The 24,032-nt window shown below is 40.1% G+C and carries 25 protein-coding genes and 1 tRNA gene; 18 read left to right on the forward strand and 8 right to left on the reverse strand.

From position 1 onward, the window contains the following. Positions 1-8 precede the first annotated feature (8 nt). Complete coding sequence (locus tag CLV99_RS09295) at positions 9-1,238, forward strand: TlpA family protein disulfide reductase (protein ID WP_162850083.1); 1,230 nt, start codon at positions 9-11, stop codon at positions 1,236-1,238. A 60-nt stretch (positions 1,239-1,298) separates the two neighbouring features. On the opposite strand, the gene CLV99_RS09300 is transcribed toward CLV99_RS09295, so the two are convergent. The 3 genes from CLV99_RS09300 to CLV99_RS09310 all read right to left on the reverse strand — a co-directional run bounded on the left by CLV99_RS09300 (position 1,299) and on the right by CLV99_RS09310 (position 2,417). Continuing rightward, positions 1,299-1,529: a hypothetical protein gene (locus CLV99_RS09300; RefSeq protein WP_133584234.1), complete on the reverse strand. Its 231-nt coding sequence runs from the start codon at positions 1,527-1,529 to the stop codon at positions 1,299-1,301. A 72-nt stretch (positions 1,530-1,601) separates the two neighbouring features. Further along, on the reverse strand, positions 1,602-1,907 hold the full coding sequence (locus CLV99_RS09305; RefSeq protein WP_133584235.1) for a hypothetical protein: 306 nt from the start codon (positions 1,905-1,907) through the stop codon (positions 1,602-1,604). Between the two features lie 66 nt (positions 1,908-1,973). Beyond that, entirely contained in the window at positions 1,974-2,417 is a 444-nt protein-coding gene (locus tag CLV99_RS09310; protein ID WP_133584236.1) for a hypothetical protein, read from the reverse strand. A 264-nt stretch (positions 2,418-2,681) separates the two neighbouring features. Here CLV99_RS09310 and CLV99_RS09315 point away from each other — a divergent pair, with 264 nt between their 5' ends. Beyond that, entirely contained in the window at positions 2,682-3,812 is a 1,131-nt protein-coding gene (locus tag CLV99_RS09315) for a hypothetical protein (protein WP_133584237.1), read from the forward strand. Between the two features lie 29 nt (positions 3,813-3,841). Here CLV99_RS09315 and CLV99_RS09320 read toward each other — a convergent pair whose 3' ends face one another. Continuing rightward, positions 3,842-4,036, reverse strand: a complete 195-nt coding sequence (locus CLV99_RS09320) for a hypothetical protein (RefSeq protein WP_133584238.1) — start codon at positions 4,034-4,036, stop codon at positions 3,842-3,844. Positions 4,037-4,410: 374 nt separating this feature from the next. On the opposite strand from CLV99_RS09320, the gene CLV99_RS09325 reads away from it, so the two are divergent. The 3 genes from CLV99_RS09325 to CLV99_RS09335 all read left to right on the forward strand — a co-directional run bounded on the left by CLV99_RS09325 (position 4,411) and on the right by CLV99_RS09335 (position 6,064). Continuing rightward, positions 4,411-5,169: a hypothetical protein gene (locus CLV99_RS09325; RefSeq protein WP_133584239.1), complete on the forward strand. Its 759-nt coding sequence runs from the start codon at positions 4,411-4,413 to the stop codon at positions 5,167-5,169. Between the two features lie 112 nt (positions 5,170-5,281). Then, positions 5,282-5,686, forward strand: coding sequence for a DUF5675 family protein (locus CLV99_RS09330; protein WP_133584240.1), 405 nt, complete (start codon positions 5,282-5,284; stop codon positions 5,684-5,686). Positions 5,687-5,866: 180 nt separating this feature from the next. Continuing rightward, positions 5,867-6,064, forward strand: coding sequence for a hypothetical protein (locus CLV99_RS09335; RefSeq protein WP_133584241.1), 198 nt, complete (start codon positions 5,867-5,869; stop codon positions 6,062-6,064). 533 nt (positions 6,065-6,597) lie between these two features. Here the strand turns inward: CLV99_RS09335 and CLV99_RS09340 are convergent. From CLV99_RS09340 to CLV99_RS09350, 4 genes are all read right to left on the reverse strand, one after another. Then, the gene (locus CLV99_RS09340) at positions 6,598-8,616 is read right to left on the reverse strand and encodes a fimbrillin family protein (protein WP_133584242.1); all 2,019 of its coding nucleotides are present in this window, start codon (positions 8,614-8,616) and stop codon (positions 6,598-6,600) included. A 14-nt stretch (positions 8,617-8,630) separates the two neighbouring features. Beyond that, positions 8,631-8,807: a hypothetical protein gene (locus tag CLV99_RS23220; RefSeq protein ID WP_162850084.1), complete on the reverse strand. Its 177-nt coding sequence runs from the start codon at positions 8,805-8,807 to the stop codon at positions 8,631-8,633. 300 nt (positions 8,808-9,107) lie between these two features. Then, complete coding sequence (locus CLV99_RS09345) at positions 9,108-9,671, reverse strand: biliverdin-producing heme oxygenase (protein WP_133584243.1); 564 nt, start codon at positions 9,669-9,671, stop codon at positions 9,108-9,110. 262 nt (positions 9,672-9,933) lie between these two features. Then, positions 9,934-10,015: transfer RNA gene (locus tag CLV99_RS09350), tRNA-Leu, on the reverse strand. Positions 10,016-10,761: 746 nt separating this feature from the next. On the opposite strand from CLV99_RS09350, the gene CLV99_RS09355 reads away from it, so the two are divergent. The 13 genes from CLV99_RS09355 (at position 10,762) to CLV99_RS09415 (ending at position 24,032) form a co-directional block, all read left to right on the forward strand. Then, positions 10,762-11,982 carry an OmpA family protein gene (locus CLV99_RS09355; protein ID WP_133584244.1) on the forward strand — a complete coding sequence of 407 codons (1,221 nt, stop codon included), beginning with the start codon at positions 10,762-10,764 and terminating at the stop codon, positions 11,980-11,982. A 187-nt stretch (positions 11,983-12,169) separates the two neighbouring features. Next, positions 12,170-13,015 carry a DUF5106 domain-containing protein gene (locus tag CLV99_RS09360; RefSeq protein ID WP_162850085.1) on the forward strand — a complete coding sequence of 282 codons (846 nt, stop codon included), beginning with the start codon at positions 12,170-12,172 and terminating at the stop codon, positions 13,013-13,015. 37 nt (positions 13,016-13,052) lie between these two features. Continuing rightward, the gene (locus tag CLV99_RS09365) at positions 13,053-14,207 is read left to right on the forward strand and encodes an MraY family glycosyltransferase (protein WP_133584246.1); all 1,155 of its coding nucleotides are present in this window, start codon (positions 13,053-13,055) and stop codon (positions 14,205-14,207) included. Then, positions 14,204-15,172: an NAD-dependent epimerase/dehydratase family protein gene (locus CLV99_RS09370; protein WP_133584247.1), complete on the forward strand. Its 969-nt coding sequence runs from the start codon at positions 14,204-14,206 to the stop codon at positions 15,170-15,172. Before CLV99_RS09365 ends, CLV99_RS09370 begins: the two co-directional genes overlap by 4 nt. After that, complete coding sequence (locus CLV99_RS23555) at positions 15,172-16,182, forward strand: acyltransferase family protein (RefSeq protein WP_133584248.1); 1,011 nt, start codon at positions 15,172-15,174, stop codon at positions 16,180-16,182. Before CLV99_RS09370 ends, CLV99_RS23555 begins: the two co-directional genes overlap by 1 nt. Before the next feature lie 19 nt (positions 16,183-16,201). Further along, positions 16,202-17,761, forward strand: coding sequence for a lipopolysaccharide biosynthesis protein (locus tag CLV99_RS09380; RefSeq protein ID WP_133584249.1), 1,560 nt, complete (start codon positions 16,202-16,204; stop codon positions 17,759-17,761). 6 nt (positions 17,762-17,767) lie between these two features. Next, positions 17,768-18,757 carry a glycosyltransferase family 2 protein gene (locus CLV99_RS09385; RefSeq protein ID WP_133584250.1) on the forward strand — a complete coding sequence of 330 codons (990 nt, stop codon included), beginning with the start codon at positions 17,768-17,770 and terminating at the stop codon, positions 18,755-18,757. A 62-nt stretch (positions 18,758-18,819) separates the two neighbouring features. Beyond that, positions 18,820-19,236 (forward strand): adenylyltransferase/cytidyltransferase family protein, encoded by a 417-nt coding sequence (locus CLV99_RS09390; protein WP_133584251.1) that lies wholly within the window; start codon positions 18,820-18,822, stop codon positions 19,234-19,236. Continuing rightward, complete coding sequence (locus CLV99_RS09395; protein WP_133584252.1) at positions 19,233-20,294, forward strand: iron-containing alcohol dehydrogenase family protein; 1,062 nt, start codon at positions 19,233-19,235, stop codon at positions 20,292-20,294. The genes CLV99_RS09390 and CLV99_RS09395 overlap by 4 nt, the downstream gene beginning before the upstream one ends. A gap of 46 nt (positions 20,295-20,340) precedes the next feature. Further along, the gene (locus tag CLV99_RS09400) at positions 20,341-21,231 is read left to right on the forward strand and encodes a LicD family protein (RefSeq protein ID WP_133584253.1); all 891 of its coding nucleotides are present in this window, start codon (positions 20,341-20,343) and stop codon (positions 21,229-21,231) included. Positions 21,232-21,242: 11 nt separating this feature from the next. Beyond that, positions 21,243-22,178, forward strand: a complete 936-nt coding sequence (locus CLV99_RS09405) for a glycosyltransferase family 8 protein (RefSeq protein ID WP_133584254.1) — start codon at positions 21,243-21,245, stop codon at positions 22,176-22,178. Next, entirely contained in the window at positions 22,175-23,062 is an 888-nt protein-coding gene (locus CLV99_RS09410; protein WP_133584255.1) for a beta-1,6-N-acetylglucosaminyltransferase, read from the forward strand. Before CLV99_RS09405 ends, CLV99_RS09410 begins: the two co-directional genes overlap by 4 nt. Beyond that, positions 23,052-24,032 (forward strand): glycosyltransferase family 2 protein, encoded by a 981-nt coding sequence (locus CLV99_RS09415; protein WP_133584256.1) that lies wholly within the window; start codon positions 23,052-23,054, stop codon positions 24,030-24,032. The genes CLV99_RS09410 and CLV99_RS09415 overlap by 11 nt, the downstream gene beginning before the upstream one ends.

Genomic DNA, 24,032 nt, shown 5'->3' on the forward strand with positions numbered 1-24,032 from the left:
GGTATGTTATGATATGTTTGTTTGTGTGGCTCGGAGTGGCACAGGCAATGGGACAATCAAGGTCTATTGATCGCAGTCAGCAGTTTTTTGTAGGGGAGTCTATCCCCGAGATGGTAACAATGCCTATAGTGAATTGGGAACAATCTGAGATTGATTTGGGCAGATACAAGGATAGGGTCGTCGTATTGGAATTCTTTGATACGTATTGTGCGACCTGCATAGAAGGGATGCCGCATCTGCAACAGGTACAACAGCAGATGGGAGATAAACTATTGGTGCTGATGGTGACCTGGCAATCCAAGGAGGTAATTGAAAAGTTCTATCGCGACAATCGCTTCTTGAAAGAGAATAATGTAAAACTACCTACGATAGTAGATGATACCCTGATGCGGAAATATTTTCCGCATCAAGGTGTGCCCCATACGGTCTTCTTGTATCAGGGGAAGGTACAAGCGGTGACCTATCCAGATTATGTCAAAAAGAAGTTTGTTGACGAGTTGTATACCACGGGAAAGCTGTCGGTACCTCAGAAAGATGATTTTAAGGAAGGGACAAAGATGTTTGAAGAAGAAGTCGGCCTGATTGGTTCGGTCAGGCTTACAGGCTATCAAGAATCTTTGGAGGAAAAGCCGGGATTGACCATAGAAAGGGATTCGGTATCGGGAGTTTATAAGACTTATTTCTATAATGTTGGCATTCTGAATGCCTATAAGGCAATACTTGCTTATATTAAAAAGCCGACTTTTATATTGACAGAACAACGGATACTATGGAAGGTGAAAGATCCGTCGAAGTACCGTTATCAAGAGGGATCAGGTGGTTCACACATATGGTTGACCCAACACGGTATTAGCTATGAGCGTAGAAGTAAAGTGGTGGGGGATTTATCTGATCAGGCTAAACTGGTGTTGAATGATCTGAATAGTTTGTTAGGATTGAGCGTATATTGGGATACCTTAGAGATGGATTGTCTTATTGTACGCAAGGCAAGAAAAAAGGTGAAATCAGTAGATGCTGTTAAAACAGGAAAAAAAATAGAGAATATAGGAATTCTTACTTTCTTAATGGACTATTCCGGCAATTATCCGCCTATAATAGATGAATCAGGGTATACAGGAGGTTTGACGATAGCGAATTATGCAAGTATTGAGGAATTGAATCTACAACTCCGATATTACGGACTGGAGATCATAACTGGGCGCAGACCAATAGAGATATTGGTTTTAGAAGAACTGTAGTGACAGCATAAAGGGGGCACTTTTGATGCCCCCAGTTATTAGTTGGCTTAATCACTAGGATTAAGCTGTACCGCGTAATCTTACGTTCGGTTGTGCTATACCTGTATGGAGCGAAAGGATCATCTCATCTTTTAACGCATCCGTTAAATCTGGATCACCATTTCCGTCAGGATTAGCATTTACCGCACAAATCTTACCACTGCCAGAACAAGATGGAGATCCTGTAACTGGTGCATAGTTGGAAGGAATTGTAGGGTTACCGCCCGTATTTAATTGAAACCATTGTGCCATAAGCTTATGATTTAAATTAACTAACTTAGATTTATGAATTGATCACAATGCAGTAGCTGTCTTGGCTAAAAATCAGATACTGCATTGGCCCCAGCCCTCGCGAAGAGGGCTTTTTGGTTCTTGGCGGTGGGACTCCTTATTTGCCAGACCATTCCCTGTATACCGCTCAGCGGGGAATACCGCAAACCTACGCCGATACCGTGCTACGGTAAGGCCTGCGATATACCCTAGTGTATCGCGCATATCGTTGGCTCTCCCCAGTATGCATCGCATAGCGATGGTGTGGGACACGATAGCTTGATCGTGTATGGCCCAGCTGGATCTGTCTGGAGATATACCACGTACTGCTCGGTATCTAGGATATGTCTTTATATTCATGACTCATTTATTTAAATAACCAAAGATGGCCTGACGATGGGAGAGGGTACATCGTTGTTGGCTCTTTTAGTTTGCGTTTATATCTGGATAAGTGATACGGAATAGGAGCTTGGCGCCCTGCTGTTGTTGTTTATAATCTTGTTGGACGTCAGCTGTAGATTGCTCGGCTACGGCATTCTGCTTCTCCTTCCATAGGACCTTGGGGTTTTGTGCCTTGGCATTCTCTATGTTGTCATTGCGGACTGGGGCCTCTTCTTTATCCAAGCTGATCGGGCCACGCAGCTGCAGGGTGTTCTGTATATCGGTACTGTAGGACTCGTGTACGAGCGGACCTAGGCTGATCAGAAAGGTGACCTGATCGGAAGATAGAGTGAAGCGGTAGCGTATCCATTCGACAAAGTCATGTGCGATATAAGTACACTCTTCGTCGATACGTCGTGTGCCACCTGTGTAGATGTAAGCGACCCATTCTTGGACGCCGATACTGCTCAATGTGAATTGTTTTTTCATCCTTTATGTGTTTTAAGTTTATCAATAGATGCCCATGGGACACCGTGCTTTGGTCATAGCAAAACTAGGCGCTTTTGCCTCCGAAATGAAGATATTTCGCGTCAAATGACGGGAAGATAGTTCCCGACGTCGGGAACTATCGAAAAGGGGGCGTAAAGGTAGAGAGACGCTTTGTGCAAAGTGGCGATTGGACTACAGATTGGATTTTTGTTGATGGGGTTTTGTTCGTAATTCGTTAATATTGAGTTGCCTAAATTTGAAATTATGAAGAATGATCTATTGCCTGCGGTAGATAAACTCCCGCTACCGGCTTGGTTGAAAAGTATTTTTGTCGGTATCCTCCACTTTGTGTTTTCGCCCTACTATGGTTGGCGTATCGGTGTGTTGTGGCCTTTTTTCCTGGGCTATGCGTACGCGATGTTTCCTTTTGAGGATATGTCGGTCGGATATGCGATGCGTCCGGCAGTGTTTGCGACTGCGGTGGAGGCTACACTGATTATCGCGGCTATTATCTACTGGGTGATGTATGTCTGTTATCTGCTGGATACGAGGTATGACTGGCATACGAAGCTGAGCCAGCGATTGGTATTTCAGGTGTGGCTGGGTGTGCTTATTCCCTTCGGATTGTTACTGGGCTACCTCTGGCAGGTTTACGGATTGGAAATGATGGTGACAGAATATATGCATTTTGTATATGCTTTGTTTCTGATTTTTTTGGTCATCCTCAATCGACAGGGCTACATTGTATATCTGCTTAATGAAACCGCCGCATCGAAGAAAAATAGGGATGCGCTAGCGCAGGATCTTTCCCTAGCAAACGAACGTGCAAAGGAGGCGGTGAGCGAACAACGCTTGGTAGAGGGAAGGAGCAACGGTCTACAGGAACAGCTTAAAATAGCACAGCTGGAAAACTTAGAACTGCGTGAACAGGTGGAGCTGCTCCAGAAAGAGAAACTAACATTGGTTGCAGAATTGGCTGATAAGGCGGCCAAGCTAGAAGTCAAAAATGATATGCCGGGCAGAGCCATATATGAGCTGTCAAATCCTGGAAAGGAAAGTCGCTTTTTTGAACAGAGGGAGATGAGCCGGTTCCAGATTGTAGACCGTAAAAATAAGAAGCCAGTTATTTATCTTTTTCTTAACACGGAGGAAAAAATCTTGATTACGGAGAGTAGCTTAACGGCATTGGCAGCAACCTATACGGATATGATACATGTAGGGCGAGATCTTTTGGTCGGAAGGCAGACATTGACCAGACTGATTAAGGATGAAGAAGGAGGTCTTAAACTGGAGGTGAATTTTCAGGATGAATTGATTGGGATATCGCTCAACCGCTGGAAAACGATCCGTACTAAGGTTGAACATGTGCTTGCAGAACGAAATAAAGGCATCTAAATCCCTCAACAGATGCCTTTGTATTTTTATCATATACAGTGCTTCTTGACTTCGTCTGGTTCTAGGCCAGTGTATTCGGCAAATTCCTGTATGCTGATATATTGCTTGTCCTTCTTGCCATAGGCATCACGGATACAGGCGAGTATGCGTCTCGATTGGGAGAGGCTCTTGCCGAGGATATTACTTACGTCCTGGGCGTAGATACATAATCTTTGTGGTTTCATATTTATTGCTTTTCTGAGAGACCTGCCCTGCGTCTACATGTTAGCGGGGGGCGAGGGATAGCCTAGTATGAAGCGGTCGATAGGTCGTGTTAGTGTATTGTTCTTTAATACTCTCCTTATACACTGTTAATACTTCAAGCATACTTGATCTATACTTAGGTTATACACCTCGCACACGGTACGCTCCCTCTCCTGAGCGTGGTCTTATGCGTTGTTATGGACTAAAGTAGCTAATAATCAAAGGGACTGCAAATGCCATTTGTGCTCATTTCGCGCATATATAACAAGTTGTACTCATTTCGCTGGCCTTTGGCCGTTACGAACATAGGTCTGGAAAGGTCATAGCATCTTTGTCCTGTCTACAAGATATTGTTATGGCAAGATTAGAAGGATTAATCAAGATGAAAGGGCAGATCGGGGATCTGACTTTCTTCAAAACGAAAGACGGCAGTTATCAGGTACGCATGAAAGGTGGTGTATCTGGCGAGCGTATCGCTACGGATCCTAGATTCCAGCGTACCCGGGAGAATGGTGCCGAGTTTGGACGTGCAGCAGCGGCCTCGAAAAAGCTCCGCGACCAACTGCGCGAACTGTTTGAGCAGAATGTGGATACGCGGATAGCGCAGCGGCTGTCTTCGCGTATGTCGGCGGTGATCAAGGCAGATTCGGTCAATGAGCGTGGCGAGCGTCGTGTGCTGGCAGAAAACCTGCCGATGTTGACCGGACTGGAGTGCAATGCTACGGCCTCGCTAACGACGGTCTTCTACGGTAAGCTGCAGTATGGGTATGACCGTGCTGCCGGAGAGGCCACACTGGCTACGGGGTCGTTCTCGCCACGTACCAAAATAGCAAAGCTGGATGGGGCTACGCATGCTCGGTTTACACTAGCGGTATTGGAGTATAGTGCGGATTCGGAGGATCTACCAGTGGTTATCGAAAGCTCACCGTATATCGATGTGACGCTGATGGCACAGCAACAGGTAGATCTCACAGCTGTACTGACAGCCGATGCGAGCAAAGCGATGCTATTATTGGTCGGTATCGGATACTTTCAGGAGGTCAACGGAGCTTATTACCCACTGGCCAATGGACTGTACAATGCATTAACTTTTGCTGCGGTGGATGTGCCGTAGTTAATGGTTAAGTATTAATGGTTTCGGAGGTTATGAGGTTATACAGTTATAAGGTTATATATAGCTTTCATAACGCTATAACTTTTATAACCTCCATAACTTAAACAAAACAATGAAAACTCAACACACCCTACATCTCCAACGGAAATATGGAGAGAAGGGAACTAATGGAACGATCTCTTATCAGGGCGAGAAGATCTGTCACACTATCGAATTACCCTGGCGTAATAATATGCAACGTATAAGTTGTATTCCTACTGGAAGGTATAAACTGGTTAAACGTACCTATACTAAGCATGGCGAGCAGATCGGTATTCCTAATGTGCTAGGACGTGAAGCTATCTTGATCCATGCGGCCAATAATGCTGAGCGAGAACTACTGGGCTGTATAGCCCCCGTAACCAAGCTGACAGGCGAAGGTACAGGTGCCGAAAGCCGCAGAGCTCTAGCAGAACTGAAAGCGCTAGTATACGGACTGTGGGATATGGGGGGCGAGGTGTATTTGGTTATTAAGTAGGTTATAAGGTTAGAGAGTTATAGAGTTAAGAAGTTAGAGAATTATAAGGTTAAGGGGGAAATCGTAAAACCGTTAATGGGTTAGGAAGTTAAAGGGAAAGCGAAATCGTAAGGGTTTTGTCTTTATAACCTTCATAACTCCGACTTTGTCGGGACTAACCTGTATAACTTAAGATTAAAAATGCACAAAATCATCAAAAAAATCAGCCAGGCGGTACAGGTGGTACTGTTGGCTCCCATCAAGCTGCCGGTAAAGGCACTGAACATTATTAAATACGTCGCGATAGGGCTGGGGGTGTTGGAAGCGGTAGTAGGTGACGGGGATGAAGGTATTGAGGGAGAGCCTCTCCCGAACTCGCTTCGGGATGAGGGGACTTAAGGAGTGAAGTGATATTAGCACGTCACCTCGACCTTGTGGAGAGGTCTATAAACTGTATAGGATTAATATAAAGCTTTTAGATCTCTCTATTCCGCTACGCTTCAATCGAGATGACGAGTGATATTAGTACGTCACTGCGAGAGTAGCGAAGCAGTCTGTTTAGACAAAAGTAGGTAACTACCTTCATAACCTCCATCACTTTCATAACTATCATCACTTTTTAAAAAAAAATGAACACAAACGAAATCCGTGCAGGTACCCTGGGTGGTACACTGTGCAGCATCTGGGCGTCTATTACGCTCGGAGATTTATTGCAGACCGTGATCATGGCGGCACTGGGTACGCTGGTGAGCTATGCGATGTCGCGCTTGTTGCAGCGGGGGCGGAGATAGTCGGGAATAAGTAGTAGCGCTAGCTAAATAAAGAACGCCTGAGGGGATAAGCCTCAGGCGTATTGGTAATATAGACAAACTTTATGAAAAATAGGATTGTAAATCATTGTAACCTGATTGCAAAAGCAATCGAGATGATGTTTAATCAAAGAAAACCTGCTCACTAAAAGTAAAAGGTGATCTATCCAACATCATATAGTGAGATTGTGCTATTAAGTGTGCAAATACATTTCCAAATATGACCGAGTTGTGTACATGCCAGCCTCCGGCAGGTGTACCCGCCTCGGGAGAGCTGGATTGTGCCAGTCGTCCATATGCGGTGTGTGCAACCGGAAAGTTATTTTGGTCGGTAGCGTAAGGTTCTATGGTTGTACTTCCGTATTGCCCCCATTGCTTTTCATTGGAAAGCATGCCGGTATCGCCTACATAGAATAGATTAAAGGTTTTGTGACGGAACATGGACACACTACCCGGTTGTTGATTGTTTCTATTAACTGCCGATTCGCTGTAAATGAAGATATTTTCTTTTTCACTAGCAGGTATATTTTCTATATAGAAGGTTGATGAACCATCCTGCCCCCAGTATTTGCCACGGGTATCGCCAAATGGCCAGCCTAATACATCGGAATCTACATTATTGAGTTTATAAATGGATCCGCTGATGTCATATAGCTTCATGGTTACGGCCTGTGAGTTGAATATTCGTTGGAAAAACACCTCAGGTCTTCCTAGATTGGTGTTTTCTATCATTAAAAATACGACTCCCCCTCGTCTTACGTATATTTCTAAGGCATCGTAATCTGCTTGTGTAAACCCTGAAAACATCCCTGCAATAATAATATCGGGATAATTGACCGGGTTTGATAATTTGTTACGGAGGATATTGGCTGTAGACCCCTGTATATCATGGGTAAAACCCTGCACCCGTACGTATTTACTGACTGCACTGAAGTTTCTGGGGTCTCTTAAGAAAGCTCCAGAAGCTTTAGCCGGATTGGATGCCGCATAACTGTAAGTATCATTTCCCTCTATATGTAGAATGCTCTTGGTCGGTATGACCTTGAACGCTTTAATTTCGACATATTGTACCCAACCTGCCCCGCCTTTGGTAAATCCAAAAGTCCGGTCTGCTAGTCCTAAACTGCTTAGAGGTAGGTCTTCAACGGTATTATTAGGATATTTGACGGAGAGTTTTTCAATATCAATGGTATAGCTGCGCTGGGAGAGGTCCGCTGTGTAATACCTCGCTTCGACCTGACGCTCGGAGTCGTTCTCTATTTTTGAAAATGTAAGGTCTGCGATAGGTACATTGGTTAATGTCCCTGTAAAACCTCCGGTCTTTATGTCAAAAGCTCTGGTTTTGACTGGTGTATTGGCTGCAAACTTGGCCAAAAGGGAGGTTATATTACCAAAGAGGCCGCGGGTATTGAGCCGTATCTTTAGTTGTTGCAATTGGTGTTTGAAGGTGATGGATAAAGGCGTGTCTCCGGTGGTCGTAGCTTTGATCGTTCCTTTGGCATATAAGAAGGGGCGATTGGGTTTGGTCTGTATCTGCGGGTTGTTTGGGTCGAGAGCAGTGATATCATCGGTGTCATCGTAGGAATAGGCATACCATTCGTAGTTTTGGTTCCGTACCACATCCAGTTTTGTAGATGTGCCTGATACTAATTGTAATGATTGTTCAAATTTTTGGGTGGCGGGATTGAACAGGACAAACCAATATTTGACACCGATTTCCATGGGAATATCAGCTGCCAATGGATTAAGCGCCCGGGTGCTCATTTGTTTGGAAGATGGAGTTGCCCTTACTTTTTCAAAACTGATCGCTTTCGCATGTTCTCCGAAAGAAAGATCGCGTCCCTCGGCCGACGTGATATCGATCTCAATATCCTTGAATTTGACAGTTTCACTGTTTGTTATCTGTTCGCCCGTAGCTGTTTTAGGAGCAATTGACATCATCTTTGCATCGGAGGAAGATACAAGATCTTCGTCAATGATACTGCCAATGGTGATGCTTAGTTTGGTCGAACCATCAGGAGTGACTTCTTTTGGCCCCTCTTTAGAACAGGCGGACAATGTAAGAATGCCCAATGCTATTATAGTAATTAGGTAATATGGTTTAGAAATTACTCCTTTTATCATTAAATTGGTCTTTCTCATTTTTTAGTGCTTTATTAAAATACCCAGTCTTTTTCAATGGTTTCGGTTTGTTCTTCCGTGATCCAAGGTTGGTTGCTTGTGCCGCCACCACCTGGACTTATAGTGGTCGATGAGGCCGCGATGCTGTGCTCTAACTCTATTTTGGTTACCGTAAATAAAGGTGGGAGGTATTCTTTTTTCTTTCTGTCCATAATATATCGTTCTTCAGTCTCTTATGCGATGGAAACGACTAAGGGGTTGTAACCTAAACGTTTAAATTGCATGTCAGGGTAAATTAAGGAAGATTCTTTTTATTACTACTTAATTGACTGTTGATTTATATACTCAAAAATACTCACGCGTGCTTTATGTGGATTAAAGCGTGTTTTTCAGTCGTTAACTAAATTGTGAGTGTGTTATGATATGCTGAGCGGGTATATTGATCAGGAATAAAAAAGAGCGAGATGGGTATTCCCTGTCTCGCTCTTTTTTGTTGACTGTTGTAGATCGTATTATTTAGCTAGGGCTATGCCGCTGAATACTTCGCCAAACTGATGGAATGTCTCATTGGCCAGTTCGATAGCGCGGGCATGGGAAGCGGGATCTGCACCGTACTGGTTCAGTACCGTGGTAAAACCTGCCCACATCTGTCCGCTATTGGCACCGTAGCCTTCGAAGAAGGAGGTGCCGCGCTCGATGCCGTACTTGTTGAGCATCTGTACGATATAGGGGCCTCCCATGATGGATCCTTCTAGCACATAGAGTGAGCTTAGTGCTTCTAAGACATTGCTTACCGCCGGAGCATGGGCCTCGGGTAGGTTGTCTACATTGCCGCCTAGTGTCTCGATATCTTTTTTGATGTAAGACGAATTACGACGCTCAGCTAGATCCGGTAATACCTCTGCCGTGACGAACGGTGCAATATTGTCCTCTACCGCACGGAAATAGGCGTAAAAACCTTTTAATACTTCGGCGTAGTCGGCTTCTGAGCGGATAGCTTTCATTTGGCGTACGACAATACCCTCGGTTTTTTGGTGCGCCGCATGGGTGCTTTCTTTGATATTTTGGCTTAACATATTCTTTCTTTTTTATTTAAAACGATTCTATACAAAGATTCGTATTTATTTTGTCTCTTTTATGCTGATTTTTTGTTTTATCTGATACGACGGTTTGAGAGGCATTAATATGGATAGAATATACTACGCATCCTGTTGGAAAAGGGTTGATGATCAGGTGAATAAATCTGTGTCGAGGGATTTAATAAGTTGTGCTTTTGAAGTAGAGATGAAGGAAAGGTGGTTAACAAAAAAAAGCGATTCAGTGATGAATCGCTTTTAGTACCCAGCGCCGGAGTCGAACCGGCACATCCGAAGATATTGGTGTTTGAGACCAACGCGTCTACCAATTCCGCCAGCTGGGCAAGCTGTTGTTTTATTGTTGACGATGCAAATATAGAGCTAATCCTTAAGATAGCAAAGAAAAATAAAGGTTTTTTTCAAAGTGACTGATTATGAAATAGAAAATTTTTGAAGCGTGTCATTTCCTTAAAAAATTTCATCTGTACACTTGTCATTTGTTATAGATTAATAAGCAATAGGCAAAGATAAAATATAAATAATTGTTTTTTGTTCGATGGGGTATACGGTCATGCTCTCTTCTTCTGCTAGGGATTGTCTGTGTTAACATGTATGTTTGAACGTTATTTTTTTTACCTATAAGGATATGTTGATTTTGTCGTTGTTTTAATTTACTCAATGGGCTGTTTTGATCCTTTTTTAGGAACAATTATATACTCAAATCGGTATGTTCTTTACAAAAACTTCAATAAAAATGTAATTCGTTTTATTTTTTCATTCATAATGTTTCAACTTCTAAGTCTGGATATGTATCGATGCTTCCGCTGCTTAAAAGGTGGTTTTTTGTGCGTTTTTGATTTGATATAAGCATAATTGACAGATCGTGTTTTTTCTCTTTTTTTTATTTGAGTATATCTGAGTATCTGTTTTTTTGGGTGTTTTACTTGTTAATTGTAAACTTTGTGCATGCTCGAATCGTCTTTTACTGAGGTCGTCATATGTACCACATATGTTGACTAAGACAGGTTCAGATTTACTTATGAAATTAAAAAGTTGTGTCTGGATTTAGGGCGCAAAAAAAAAGACCATTATGCAAAACATCTCTTTGAGGAAAAATTTTTTCCTGCTTATTACAGGGTGCTTATTAAGTGCCAATGCTTATTCACAAGCGTCCTCTTCTCATCAGGTCAAGCGGGATACGGTAGTTATCGCGGATGATAACAAGTTCCGCGTGATGACGAATTCTTTTTGGTCCAATTGGTTTATGGGAGCATCGGGTGGAGGGGAGATTTACTTTGGAGACCACAATAAGCAAATGAAACTTGGGGAACGTATAGGTCCTGTATTCTCGCTGTATGGCGGTAAATGGTTCACGCCTGGATTTGGTGCCCGTATACTGGGGTACTATGGACAGGTAAAGGGCGTTACACAGAATCATAGTTACAGTACAGGAGAGATATACGATGCCAGCCAATGGTTGGAAAAACAGAAATTTTCTTACTATCAGTTCCGTGGTGATGTGCTATTCGATCTGATGAGCCTGATCGGAGGATACCGCGAAGAACGTGTGTATTCCCTTATACCTTATGTAGGATTGGGCTTCTCTGGTATTACGGACAAACCGAAAAGAACGGAGGTAACCGGTACTGGCGGCTTTTTGAATAGATTTAGATTGAGTAGGGCAGTGGATCTTACTTTTGAGGTGCAAGGGACTCTATTTGACGATGCTTTTGACGGTGAGCTGGGAGGAAGAAAAAAAGAAGGCGCCATGGCGACGTTATTGGGACTCTCTTATAAATTCGGTAAAAATAATTGGGATAAATCAGAAACGATGGTGATCAGAGAAAGCTATGATGACGCGCTGTTAATCAAGCTGAGAGATCAGGTGTCCGCATTGTCGAAAGATAATGATGCGTTGAGAGCACAATTGGCCAATGCTAAAAATCAGAGTATGACCGAGATTGTGGTGGAGAATAAGATAATCGCAGCGCCATTGTTGATCACATTCCCAATCAATAGCAGCAAATTAAGTAATGAAGTGCGTGTAAACCTTGGTTTCCTTGCTAAAGTAATCAACTCAGGAGCAAAAGAGGTGGTGTACAATATTACGGGCTATGCCGATCAGGCAACAGGAAATAATGATGTCAATATACGCCTTTCGAAGAAGCGTGCAGATGCAGTGTATCAGGCTTTGGTCAATGAGTTTGGAGTATCGGCCAAGCAGCTTCGCGTCGATTACAAAGGCGGCGTCGGAAATATGTATTACAACGATCCGAAGCTGAGCAGAGCGGTATTGACAATTGCAGATTAAAGAACTTAATCCTATAAAACACGAACGGTCTAAATAAGAACGGTGTTGGGCCGCTCGTGTTTCCGCATCTATTGATGTAAAAAAGACTGATCGATGGCGGCTATGCTATCACCCGTCTACCTATGAAAAACAAATTTTTAATACCGTTAAGAAGTAAAGCATGATAGTAAAACTATGTCATAAATTCATGTTTTTATCAAAGTATGGGGTGTTAATAGCAGCATTTTGGGGAATGCTGCTACTATCCTGCACATCGCATAGGCAGACCGATCCGATGACATTTTGGGAAAGCTACGATTTTACTAAAATCGATATACGGAAGAATGAATTCGGTTTGGAACGGCTCTTGATGGATTTTATCCTGGCATTGGATGATCTACCCGCAGAAGAGGCAGCCCAAGCGATTGTCCATACGATGGATATAGCGAAGAAGACGCCTCTTGCTTTTCAGTTTTTTACGGACAAATTCTATGAACGGCTGTATGATCCTATATCTACGCTAAGAAACGATTCTTATTATAGTGTGGTACTCAATTATCTGATCTCGTCGGACGGAATTAGTGAGGTGGACCGCGCGAAATATAGAACGCACCTAGCGCTTGTACAGCGAAACTTGCCTGGAGTGGAGGCGAATAACTTTAGTTTTCAACGCGCAACGGGTGAAGTCGGTGATTTGCATAGTTTGAGGGGCGCATATAAACTGATTGTATTCTATGCTCCGTTATGTAAGGCCTGTAAATCGACCATGCCTGACCTGAAAGCAATACACCGCTTGGTACAGCGTACCAAGAAGAGTAAAGTGACCCTACTGACGGTGTGTGCTACTGGGCGTGAAAGTGATTGGCTCCATTATCAAGCAGAGCTTCCCGAAGAATGGATCAACGGATACAATAAGGAAGACGAAATTATACGTAATGGATTATATGACTTAAAGGCATTTCCGACTTTTTATCTGATTGATAAAGATAATAAGGTGCTTTTGAAAGATGCGGATATGGAGCGTCTGGTAGGTTATCTCAGTAGTTTATCCTGAAATAGGACTAGTTTTTTATGCTAAAAAGGAGATTGTTATGGTGATTACAGGTATTTTGCTATTGTTTGTTCCGGCCTTATTAGCCGTTGTTCTGGGGGCGCTTTTTATCCCTAGGATTCTATTGGTGGCTTACCGCAAGCGGCTGTTCGATCCGGTCAGTGATCGGAAATTACATAGTTGTATTATCCCGCGTCTAGGGGGGATATCTTTTGTGCCCATACAGTGTTGCTTGTTTGCATTGACGGTGGTTTTGGTATTTAAGTTCGGCGTAGGGGACTGGAGTGTGCAGTCTTGGGCTCTGATCTCTCATTTTGCATTGTTGTTCTGTGGATTACTGGTGCTGTATATTGTCGGTCTTGGTGATGATTTGATCGGGATCGGTTTTAAATGGAAGTTTTTATTTCAGATACTGGTAGCTTGTTTCTTTCCGCTTTCGGGCTTATGGATCAATGATTTTTATGGGCTTTTTTCTATTCATGGTATATCGCCATGGATCGGCATGCCGCTCACGGTGTTTATTGTCGTATTGGTGATCAACGCGATCAATCTTATGGATGGATTGGATGGGCTATGTGCCGGTCTGGTCGCTATAGGCTGTCTGGTATTCGGGCTGTTGTTTTATTTTTCAGGAGCTTATGTGCATGCTCTTTTTGCATTTATTACAACGGGAGCTGTCGCTCCATTTTTCTATTATAATGTATTTGGAGTAGGACGCAAAGGAAGAAAGATATTTATGGGAGATATCGGTAGTACGACGTTAGGCTATTCCCTAGCTTTTTTGGCGCTGAGCTATGTGATGAACAATTCTTTTATAAAGCCTTTTTCCAGCAGTTCTATTGTGATTGCCTATTCTATTTTATTGTTGCCGGTATTGGATGTCGCTCGGGTAATGTTTGTCCGTTGGAAGAGCGGTAAGCCGCTCTATTCGGCAGATCAGAATCACTTGCACCATCTTTTGCTGCGTCTGGGGTTGCCCCGTAAAGGAGTAATGCTATTTATGTTTGCGATCAATCTATTCTATATCATATTTAATTTACTTGCTGTGCAGGTGATGGATAATAATCTGATTTTGATATTGAATGTACTGATGTGGGGAGGCTTTTATTTTGTTTTCGAACAGTTTGAAAAGAGCCGTTTTGTAGAGAAAACAGAAGTGGTTGTATTGAGCGCAGATATAAAAGAAACTAGATGAAGATAGCAATAATTGGAGGTTCAGGTTTTATTGGTACAAACGTAATTCGACTGCTCAAGGGCATAGAAGGTTATGAGGTATTGAATCTTGACAAAAGGGAGAGTACGGCTTTTGCCGAGGTAACACGTATAGCAGATGTGCTGGACAGGGAGACGATAGTGAAGGGACTGGAAGGGGTGGATGTGGTGGTCTTACTGGCTGCCGAGCATCAGGATAATGTACATCCCATATCACTTTATTATGATGTGAATGTAGAGGGAATGCGTAATGTGCTGTATGCAATGGATCAAAACGCTATAAAGCGACTGATCTTTACGAGTTCGGTCGCTATTTATGGGCTGAATAAAGATAATCCCGATGAGTCTTTTCCTGCTGATCCTTTTAACCATTATGGTAAAAGTAAATGGGAAGCGGAATTGCTGTTACAGGATTGGTATAAGCGACATGCGGATTGGAATATTAGTATCATCCGGCCGACTGTTGTTTTTGGGGAGGGAAATAGGGGAAATGTGTTTAACCTACTGAACCAGATTGCTTCTTCCCGTTTTATGATGATAGGAGCTGGGAAGAACCAAAAGTCAATGTCCTATGTCGGTAATGTAGCTGCATTTATTTTTTTCCTAATAAAAAACAATATGGAGGGGTACGGTGTTTATAATTATGTGGACAAACCTGATTTTACTACCAATGATATTGTTTACAACACAGGGAAGGTATTGAATAAACCTATTTCGAGCTTACGGGTCCCGTACTGGGCCGGTATGCTGGGAGGCTATGCCTTTGATATCCTTGCATTTGTAACACGTAAGAAGTTTGCTGTCAGTTCGGTTCGTGTGCGGAAATTCTGCGCAGTGACGAAGTATGATGCAACAAAAGTCGGTACTTCTGGCTTTGTGGCTCCCTTTACGATGGAAGAGGGACTGGAGCGGACTTTGGTAGCGGAGTTTATGGAGAAAGGGAGCTGATGTCTGAGAATAAAATAGTAATTAATAGTTTTTCAAGTCTAGATTTATTGAAATTTGCAATGGCTATTGTCGTTGTAGCTATTCATACTGCCCCCTTTGAAGATTTATTGGTGGGGAGACTTCGTACTTATTATGATTCAACAGTAATAATAGCAGTCCCCTTTTTTTTTATGTGTTCTGGCTTTTTGTTTCAGATTAGATTGGATAAATACAAAGAGACTGAAAAGACTATTTTATTTAAAAGATACATTTATAAACTCATAAAGATGTATGTTATTTGGACGGTTATTTATCTCCCCCTTACTATTTATGGGTTTTACATCAGTAATACAGGTCTTAGAGATAGTGTTTTTTATTTTCTTCGAGGAGTATTTTTAAGAGGTGAAAATTATTATTCATGGCCACTTTGGTACTTACTATCAATGATACTATGTATGACATTTTTGTTTTTCCTGTATAAAAGAGGTTTTTCCTATAAATTTATTTTACGTATCAGTTTAGTATTCTATTTCGTGTCGATATGCTTGAACAGTCCGTATATCGATAACATTGGGTTTTCCCCTTTTTTTGTTAATCTAGTTAAAGCTTCTGTAGGTTCGGGGAGATTACTTTCTGGTTTGATTTTTATTGTCTTAGGTATTTATGTGGCTTATAATAAGAACAATGGATCCGTTTTTTTTTCATCACTGTTGTTTGTGTTAAGTTGTGTCGCGAATTACTCAAGGATTCCTTTTCTGTCGGAGTTTAGTTTAATATCCCTCGTCTATGCATTATTTTGCCTTGCTGTAATATTTCCAATAATTAATAACACTGAAGTTTCCTATTGGATGAGGAAGGCAAGTACAGTGCTATTTTTTGTTCATATGTATGTTGTCTTTATTATTCGAGAATTGCTATGGGTTAAGGATGGTTTGGCGGTTTTTATAATGACTCTTATCGTTTGTTTATTTTTCTCATTTTATATCATAAAATATCAAGAAAAATATAAAGCACTTCAGTTGCTGTTTTAAATTTTAAAATAAGATTTATATGCAAGGTAAGAGAAGCAATCAAATAGTACAGAACACAGCATTCCTTTATTTTAGAATGCTGTTGTCAATGGGAATTGGTCTCTACGCATCAAGAATTGTCTTAGAAGTTTTAGGGGTTGAGGATTTTGGTGTTTTTAATGTAGTTGGTGGGGTCGTGAGTATGCTAACTTTCTTAAATAATTCTTTGTCAAGCGCCTCTCAGAGGTTTTTAACCTTTGAATTGGGGAAGAACAATATAATGGAGCTAAGTAAGGTTTTTAATATTAGCGTTTCTATACATTTGGCGATTGCAGGTCTCGTTGTTCTGTTGGCAGAGACTGTAGGTCTGTGGTTCTTGTATCACAAACTTTCTATTCCTCCGGAAAGATTTGATGCTGCTTTATGGGTTTATCATTTCTGCGTTTTGACTGCTTTTTTTGGAATTTTGCAGGCTCCTTATATAGCTATGATTATCTCTAGAGAAGAAATGTCTCTGTTTGCGTATATATCAATTTTGGAAACGGTGTTAAGGTTGTTAATAGTTTATTTGCTCAAAGTAATAATGTTTGACAAATTATCCTTGTATGGAATTTTAACTTTCTCTGTGTCGTTTTTTATCTTTTTGCTGTACTGGCAGCTTTGTCGAAAAAGGTTTGTCGAAACAAGAATCAAGCATTTTATTTGGGATAGAAAACGGTATATACAAATACTAAGCTTCTCTGGTTGGGTATTGAACGGAAATTTAGCCGTTGTTGGCTATACCCAAGGTGTTAATATATTGCTTAATATTTTTTTTGGTCCTGCTGTTAATGCTGCACGAGGCATCGCATTTCAATTGCAGAATGCAGTAAATAATTTTTCATATAATTTTCAAAAAGCGATGAACCCACAGATTACCAAAAGCTATGCGTCTGGTGATATGGGATTGATGCATAGATTAGTATTTGTTAGTTCAAAAGTTACTTTTTTTTTAACGTTAATACCTTGTATTCCAATTTTAATAGAAACAAATTTTTTTCTAGAAAAATGGCTAGGGAAATTTCCAGACCACACGATATCTTTTGTAAGAATATCTGTTTTAATTACGATAATATCGGCGCTTAGTTATTCTATGATTGTGTCTATTCATTCTACAGGTACAATAAAGAAGTTTCAGTTATGGGAAGCGAATATTTTATTAATGATAGTGCCAATCTCTTATTTCCTTCTAAAGAAGGGTGGAACTCCAGAAGTTGCTTATTGGACAACATTGGTTCTCATGATAATCGCCCAATCGGCTAGAGTGGTTATTGTTTCTAAAGCTATAGATTTTAAACTGTACACCTATTTTAACGAGGTTATTTTAAGAATCCTATTAGGACTTCCATTATGCCTTATTTTACCTTATTGGGTTTTTGTGAATATGAATGAGGGGTGGAGTAGATTAATCATACTTGTCGTTGTGGTTTGTATTTCTGTTGGATTGTCATTTTATTTTTTGGTGTGTAGCAAAAGTGAACAAAGGATTTTAAATAAAGTTGGTTTCGGTTTCGTAGCGAAATTTCAGGCGCTGATATCAAGATACTCACTTAATAAATAACTTATAATGAATAGATCCGTTGATGTTTCTGTTATTGTTCCCGTATATAATGCTGCGCATACTATAATAAGATGTGCAGATAGTTTGGTGAAACAAATTAATGTACAGGCGATAGAATTGATATTCATTAATGACAACAGTTCGGATGATAGCTTACAGCTATTAGAAGATTATTTTAATAAGATAGACAAAACTGCGGTTAAATTTAAAATTGTAAATCATGTTATAAATAAGGGAGCTGCAGCAGCTCGAAATACAGGATTGGATCACGCATCAGGGAATTATATTGGTTGGTTGGATGCAGATGATTGGGCTGCTGAGAATATGTTTTTTGAGTTGTTTAGAGGCACCGAAGGACAGATGAACGATTTGGTTTGGTGTGATTTTTATAAAGTGTTTGCAGAAGGACAAGAATTAGGAGAGCAAAATTTTGTAGAAGAGAATAAGGCATTTATGCGAGCGCTCCTGACGGGGGATATGCAAGGTATGCTGTGGAACAAGATAATTAGAAGATCTATAGTTACAGATTATAATATTCGTTTTATAGAAGGAAAGGATTTAGGCGAAGATCGAACATTTTTGTTTAAAGTGTTATTCTATAGCAAATCAATCAAGTATGTAAGTTGTGTGCTGTATTATTATGATTATAGTAATGAGGGGTCTATAACTAGAGATGTAAATATTGGAAGAGTTTATGAAGAGATTGATAACGTAGAAGAGATAACACGTTTTATTAACTCTAATAATATCAGTTGGTTAACAGGTCAAGAAGTGCAAGAGTTTCAATTCAGAACAAAACGTAAGTTGTTGTACTCAACAGATATTGGGGATTTTGTAAAGTGGAAAAGTATCTTCCCTAGTTCTAATAAATGTATTAGTACTTCGAAATTAAGATTTCGACATAAAATTCTGGGGCTTTTGGCCAAAAACAGTTTTTTCAGGTTGATAAGATGTTGGATTTTTTTGAAACTTCTTTCTAAAGATAGTACTAATTGATGGGTTTAGCTTATTAGAACTTTTCGGTTCTAGGGTGAATAGGGTATTAATTATTTAAAATTATGAATGTAATATATGTTATAGGTGTGTTTGATCTTTTTCATCGAGGGCATTTAGAGCTATTGAAACGAGCTAAAGATTTAGGTGATAGGTTGATTGTTGCAGTTAATGGAGATGATATGGTATCTTCTTATAAGAGGACTCCCTATTTATCAGAAAATGATCGAATGGAAATCGTTAAGGGGTGTAGATACGTTGATGAAGCATTTATTATCAGAAAATATGATAACAAAGAGTTTATAGAGAAATATAGTGTGACAAAAATTGTCCATGGAGATGATTGGGAAGAAAGTAGCTATATGGAGCAGATTAGAGTGTCACCTGAATATTTGAAGGAACAAAATTGTGAGCTGATTCTACTTCCCTATACACGAGGGATTAGTACCTCAGAATTAATAAAAATTATCAAAGAATCATGATTTATAAACAGCTGTCTTATTTGCCTATTATATTTCAGGTTGATGAAGGTATTGTTTTAGGTGTGGATGAATACTTAAGGAGAAACAAACTTTCATTTACAAATATATTAGTGGTTTCAGGTAAAAATTATTCGAATAAAATAGGTGCTTTAGTGGCTGATAAAAATGGGTGGAATAGATATACTCTGGAGGATAATACGTTTAGAGAAGTAGAACTATTGAAAACCTATGTTAATAGGTATAATATAGATTTATTAGTTGGTGTAGGAGGAGGAAAAGTTATCGACACAGTAAAGAGAGTGGGCTATCTATCAAATACTAATAATTTATCAATTCCTACTATAATTTCTAATGATGGGTTAATCTCACCGATTTCTGTCATAAAAAACGAGTTAGGAAAAACTGAGAGTTTGCCAGCAATGATGCCAATGGGGGTGATTATTGACATCGATATTATAAAGGAGTCTCCCGTTAAATTTCTTCAAGCAGCAGCTGGAGATGTTTTGGCTAACTTATCAGCAACAAATGATTGGGTTTTAGCTTTCCAGCAGGATAGGGAAAGAATGAATGATATAGCATTCCATCTATCGAGAAGTGCGGTGAGTAGTCTGATTAATTTCGATGAAATCCATTTGCTGTCAAAATCTTTTCTCCGTCTCTTAGTGCAAGGGTTAGTTAATTCAGGAATTGCAATGGCTCTTTCTGGCACTTCACGCCCTTGTTCTGGAAGTGAACATCAAATTAGTCATGCTATCGATTTCTTGGAATATGGTGAAGGGGTTTTACATGGTACTCAGGTAGGTAGTATCAGTTTGTTTTCTCTGTTTTTACAAAATAAAGTGGAAGCAAAGCAGATGAAGTTTGCCCGCACGGTCGGTATTCCGTTATTATTTGATGGTTTGATCCGTAATTTTTCTAGTAGGCGGTTTGAGGAAATAATAGATAAATCTAGAGAAATGAGACCAGGTAGGTACTCAATCTTAGATATGTTAACTACTAATCAGGTTATGGAAAAGTATGAAGAGTTTAGAGCTTTCATAAAGAGTAACAACTTTTAGGGATTAATCGCTACTGTTATGATTATAAAATTGCTAACTGTAAACTATGGAAAAGATGATAAAAGGAGGAATTAGTGATTTGCATAAGAAGATGCTGATTGATGTATTCCGTGATTTTGTAAGGATTTGTGAAAAATACGATCTACAGTATTTCTGTTGTGGTGGTACTGCTATAGGTGTTATAAGGCATCAGGGTATGATACCCTGGGATGATGATATCGATATTTTGATGCCTAGGCCTGATTATGATAAATTTTTGAAAATATTTAACTCTTTGGATATTTCTGACAACTACGAATTAATAACTGCTGAATCCAATAATCGTTATTATTTGCCTTTTGCAAAAATGTGTGATAAGAGGACTACTATATTGGAATATGACGATATTCCTTGTGTTTTTGGGGTGTTTATTGATGTTTTTCCTTTAGATGGAGCGCCAGCTAATCTATCTCAACGTAACAAACAGTTGTTAGGTTTCAGACGAGCAGCGAATAAGCTTCTTGTTTTACCAAAGTCGATTACGATTAATGTAAGGTCGGGGCTAACCAGAATATTTAACTTACAGATTAGAACTGCCTATAATGAATTTCGATATGCACTGAATAAGAAAAGAAACCGAGAAAAAGTGCTAGCCGAGATAGATGGCTACATGTTAGAAACGGATTATTCGTCATCTAGTTATTGTGGTAATTATGGCGGAATGTGGGGAATAAAAGAGTTTGGTCCAAAAGAGTGGTTTGATGGATATGAATTAGGGAATTTCGAAGGTATTAGCGTGCGATTACCACGAGGATATCATGAACTGTTGACCCAGATGTACGGAGACTATATGCAGCTGCCTCCTCTTGATAAGCGTGTTTCTCACCATCATGTTGCGTATTTAAACTTAGAAAAAAGGGTAGAGATTGATAAGGTTTTAAAGCTGATTAGAAATTAGGCCTGATAGTTATGGATATTATACCAGTGGTTTTTTGTTTTGACGATAATTGGCTTTTGCCAGCAGGTGTTTGTATTAGTTCTTTACTGGAAAATGCCGGTAGTAATACTTTCTATGATATTTTTATCCTTCATGATGACGCGGCGACCTATCCTAACTCTAAATGGTTAGATTGTTTGTATGGTAAATACACCAATTTCTCAATAAAATATCGAAGTGTTGGAAATGAATTTCACGATGCATTTCAGATCAGGGGTATAACAGTAGCTGCTTACTATAGACTACTTATTCCAGAACTTATTCCAGAATATAATAAGATTATGTATCACGACGTAGACGTTATATTTAGAGAAGACTTGTCAAGAATTTTCAATGAAGCAGACTTAGGAGGTAATTATATCGCTGGAGTCGTTTCTCCAGGTTTTTTCAATGAGAAAGCTTCTAAGAACAGAAGCGAGATGGGACTAACACCAGAAAAGTATATTCTGTCGGGTAACCTTATATTTAATTCAGAATTATTACGAAAGGATGAAATTGTCTCCTTATTTAAAATAGAAGCTCAAAAGGATTATATACACCAAGATATGGATGTGATAAATCTGGTTTGTAAAGAGCGGATCTCCTATCTCTCACCTGTATTCTGCGGTACAATTGAACTATTTAAACTAGCGGCTAATAAAGAGGATCAACCGTTATATACACTTTTGGAATTGGAAGAAATGCAAAGTAATGGGATAGTACACTACAATGGACCTAAACCGTGGAATGGATGGTGTCCAAACTTTGATATTTGGTGGGAGTATTATAGAAAGTCCGTGTTTTTTGACCCAGCTTATTATTTTGAATTTTATACGTCAAAATATGACGAGCTGGATAAGTTGGGAGAGGTCAAGCTGATTAAATTACTGCTACGTAAAATAGCTAAACGTTTGAATATCATTAAATGAAACACGCTTATCTCATTATGGCACATCATGAACCGGAGGTTTTGCAGTTATTGCTGGAGGCTCTAGATGACAAGAGGAATGATGTATTCATTCATTTTGATCGTAAGTGTGAGGCTGTGCCAGCTATTAGGATGAAGAAAGCACGGGCCTTTATTTTAGGGGAGCGTATAGATGTGCGTTGGGGGCATCGGTCTCAGATCGATGTTGAGCTGCTCCTGTTTGAAAGGGCCTACAAAAAGCAGGAATACCGTTACTATCATCTGCTATCGGGGGTAGATATGCCTATAAAATCGCAGGATTATATTCATTGCTTCTTTGAAGAACACAGCGGGAAAGAATTTATCGGTTTTACACAAGGAGATACGGAAGTGGAAATTACACGTAAGGTGAGAAGATATCATCTGTTTTCAACAGAGTTTCGTTTGCCAAAAGGATTAAGGGCCTTTTTTGTAAAAGGAGTACGTAAGGCTTTCTTAGAACTACAGACCTGTTTTGGGATAAAGAGGTATGCTGATATCGAATTTAAAAAGGGAACAAATTGGGTGAGCGTAAGCAGCGAATTTGTAGCATTGGTTTTGTCCCAAAAGGAGAAGATACAGAAGATGTATGTGCGGTCTTTTTGTGCGGATGAAATTTTTATACAGACTATATGCTGGAACTCTTGTTTCAGGGAGTGTGTATATGATTTGTTGGATTCGAGGAATAGTAGTAAGCGTATGATTCAATGGGTAAATAATGAAATAGTAGACTGGAAAATGGATGATGTACGTTTTTTATTGGACTCGCCAGGCCTGTTTGCTCGAAAGTTTTCAAAAAATAATATAGATGTCGCTAAGGCGATACTACAAGGTATCCAGGTAAAGGAAGAGAGTTATGACGGTTAGTATCATTGTACCTATTTATAATGTGTCCAGGCATATCGAAAAATGTGTCCGTAGTCTGATGGAGCAGACTTATGGAGATATAGAGTATGTTTTTGTCGATGATGCTTCTCCGGATGATAGTATCGCTTTATTAAAGGGGGTAATTGAGGAATATCCATCACGTGGTATGCAGGTGAAGCTATTGGTGCATGAAAAAAATAAAGGATTGCCGGCGGCAAGAAATACAGGTCTGGCACAGGTGGAGGGGGATTATATTTATCATTGCGATAGTGACGATTGGTTGGACACTGATTGTATCCGTGAAATGCTATCCTATGCATTGGAAAAGAGAGTCGATATTGTATATAGTGATTGGTATCTGAGTTTTTATAAAAATGAACGTTATATGCAACAACCTGATTGCGCGGGGCCACGGGAGGCAATACAGGCGATGTTGGACGGCTCTATGAAATATAATGTCTGGAACAAACTGGTCAAAAGGGAACTGTATGTGTTGAATAATATCAGCTTTCCAGAAGGAAGAGGGATGGGGGAAGATATGACTATGATCAAGCTATTTGCACATGCACAACAGGTAGCTTATCTACCCAAGGCTTATTATCATTATATGCAGACTAATTCGGAGGCTTTTACCAAAGCGTTTAAAGAGAGTCATCTAAATGATATTTTCGATAATACACGAGATACGATAGCTTATATAGAAAAAATATTTGGGAACGAGCTGTTCTTGAAAGAGATCCGTTTTTTTCAGTTGAATGCAAAGCTGCCACTTTTATTTAGTGCTGACCGGGCCATGTTTTCGGTCTGGCGCTCTTGGTTTACGGATGCGCACCCTTATATAAAGATGAATCTGGCTTTTTCTAAAAGAACCAAATTTATTCAATATGCTGCTATCCGAAAGCAAGACTGGGTAGTCAGCCTGTATAATGTGATTTTGTTCCGCTTGGTGTATGGTGTATTATATAGATAA

This window comes from Sphingobacterium yanglingense (assembly GCF_004363245.1).
GTDB lineage: Bacteria > Bacteroidota > Bacteroidia > Sphingobacteriales > Sphingobacteriaceae > Sphingobacterium > Sphingobacterium yanglingense.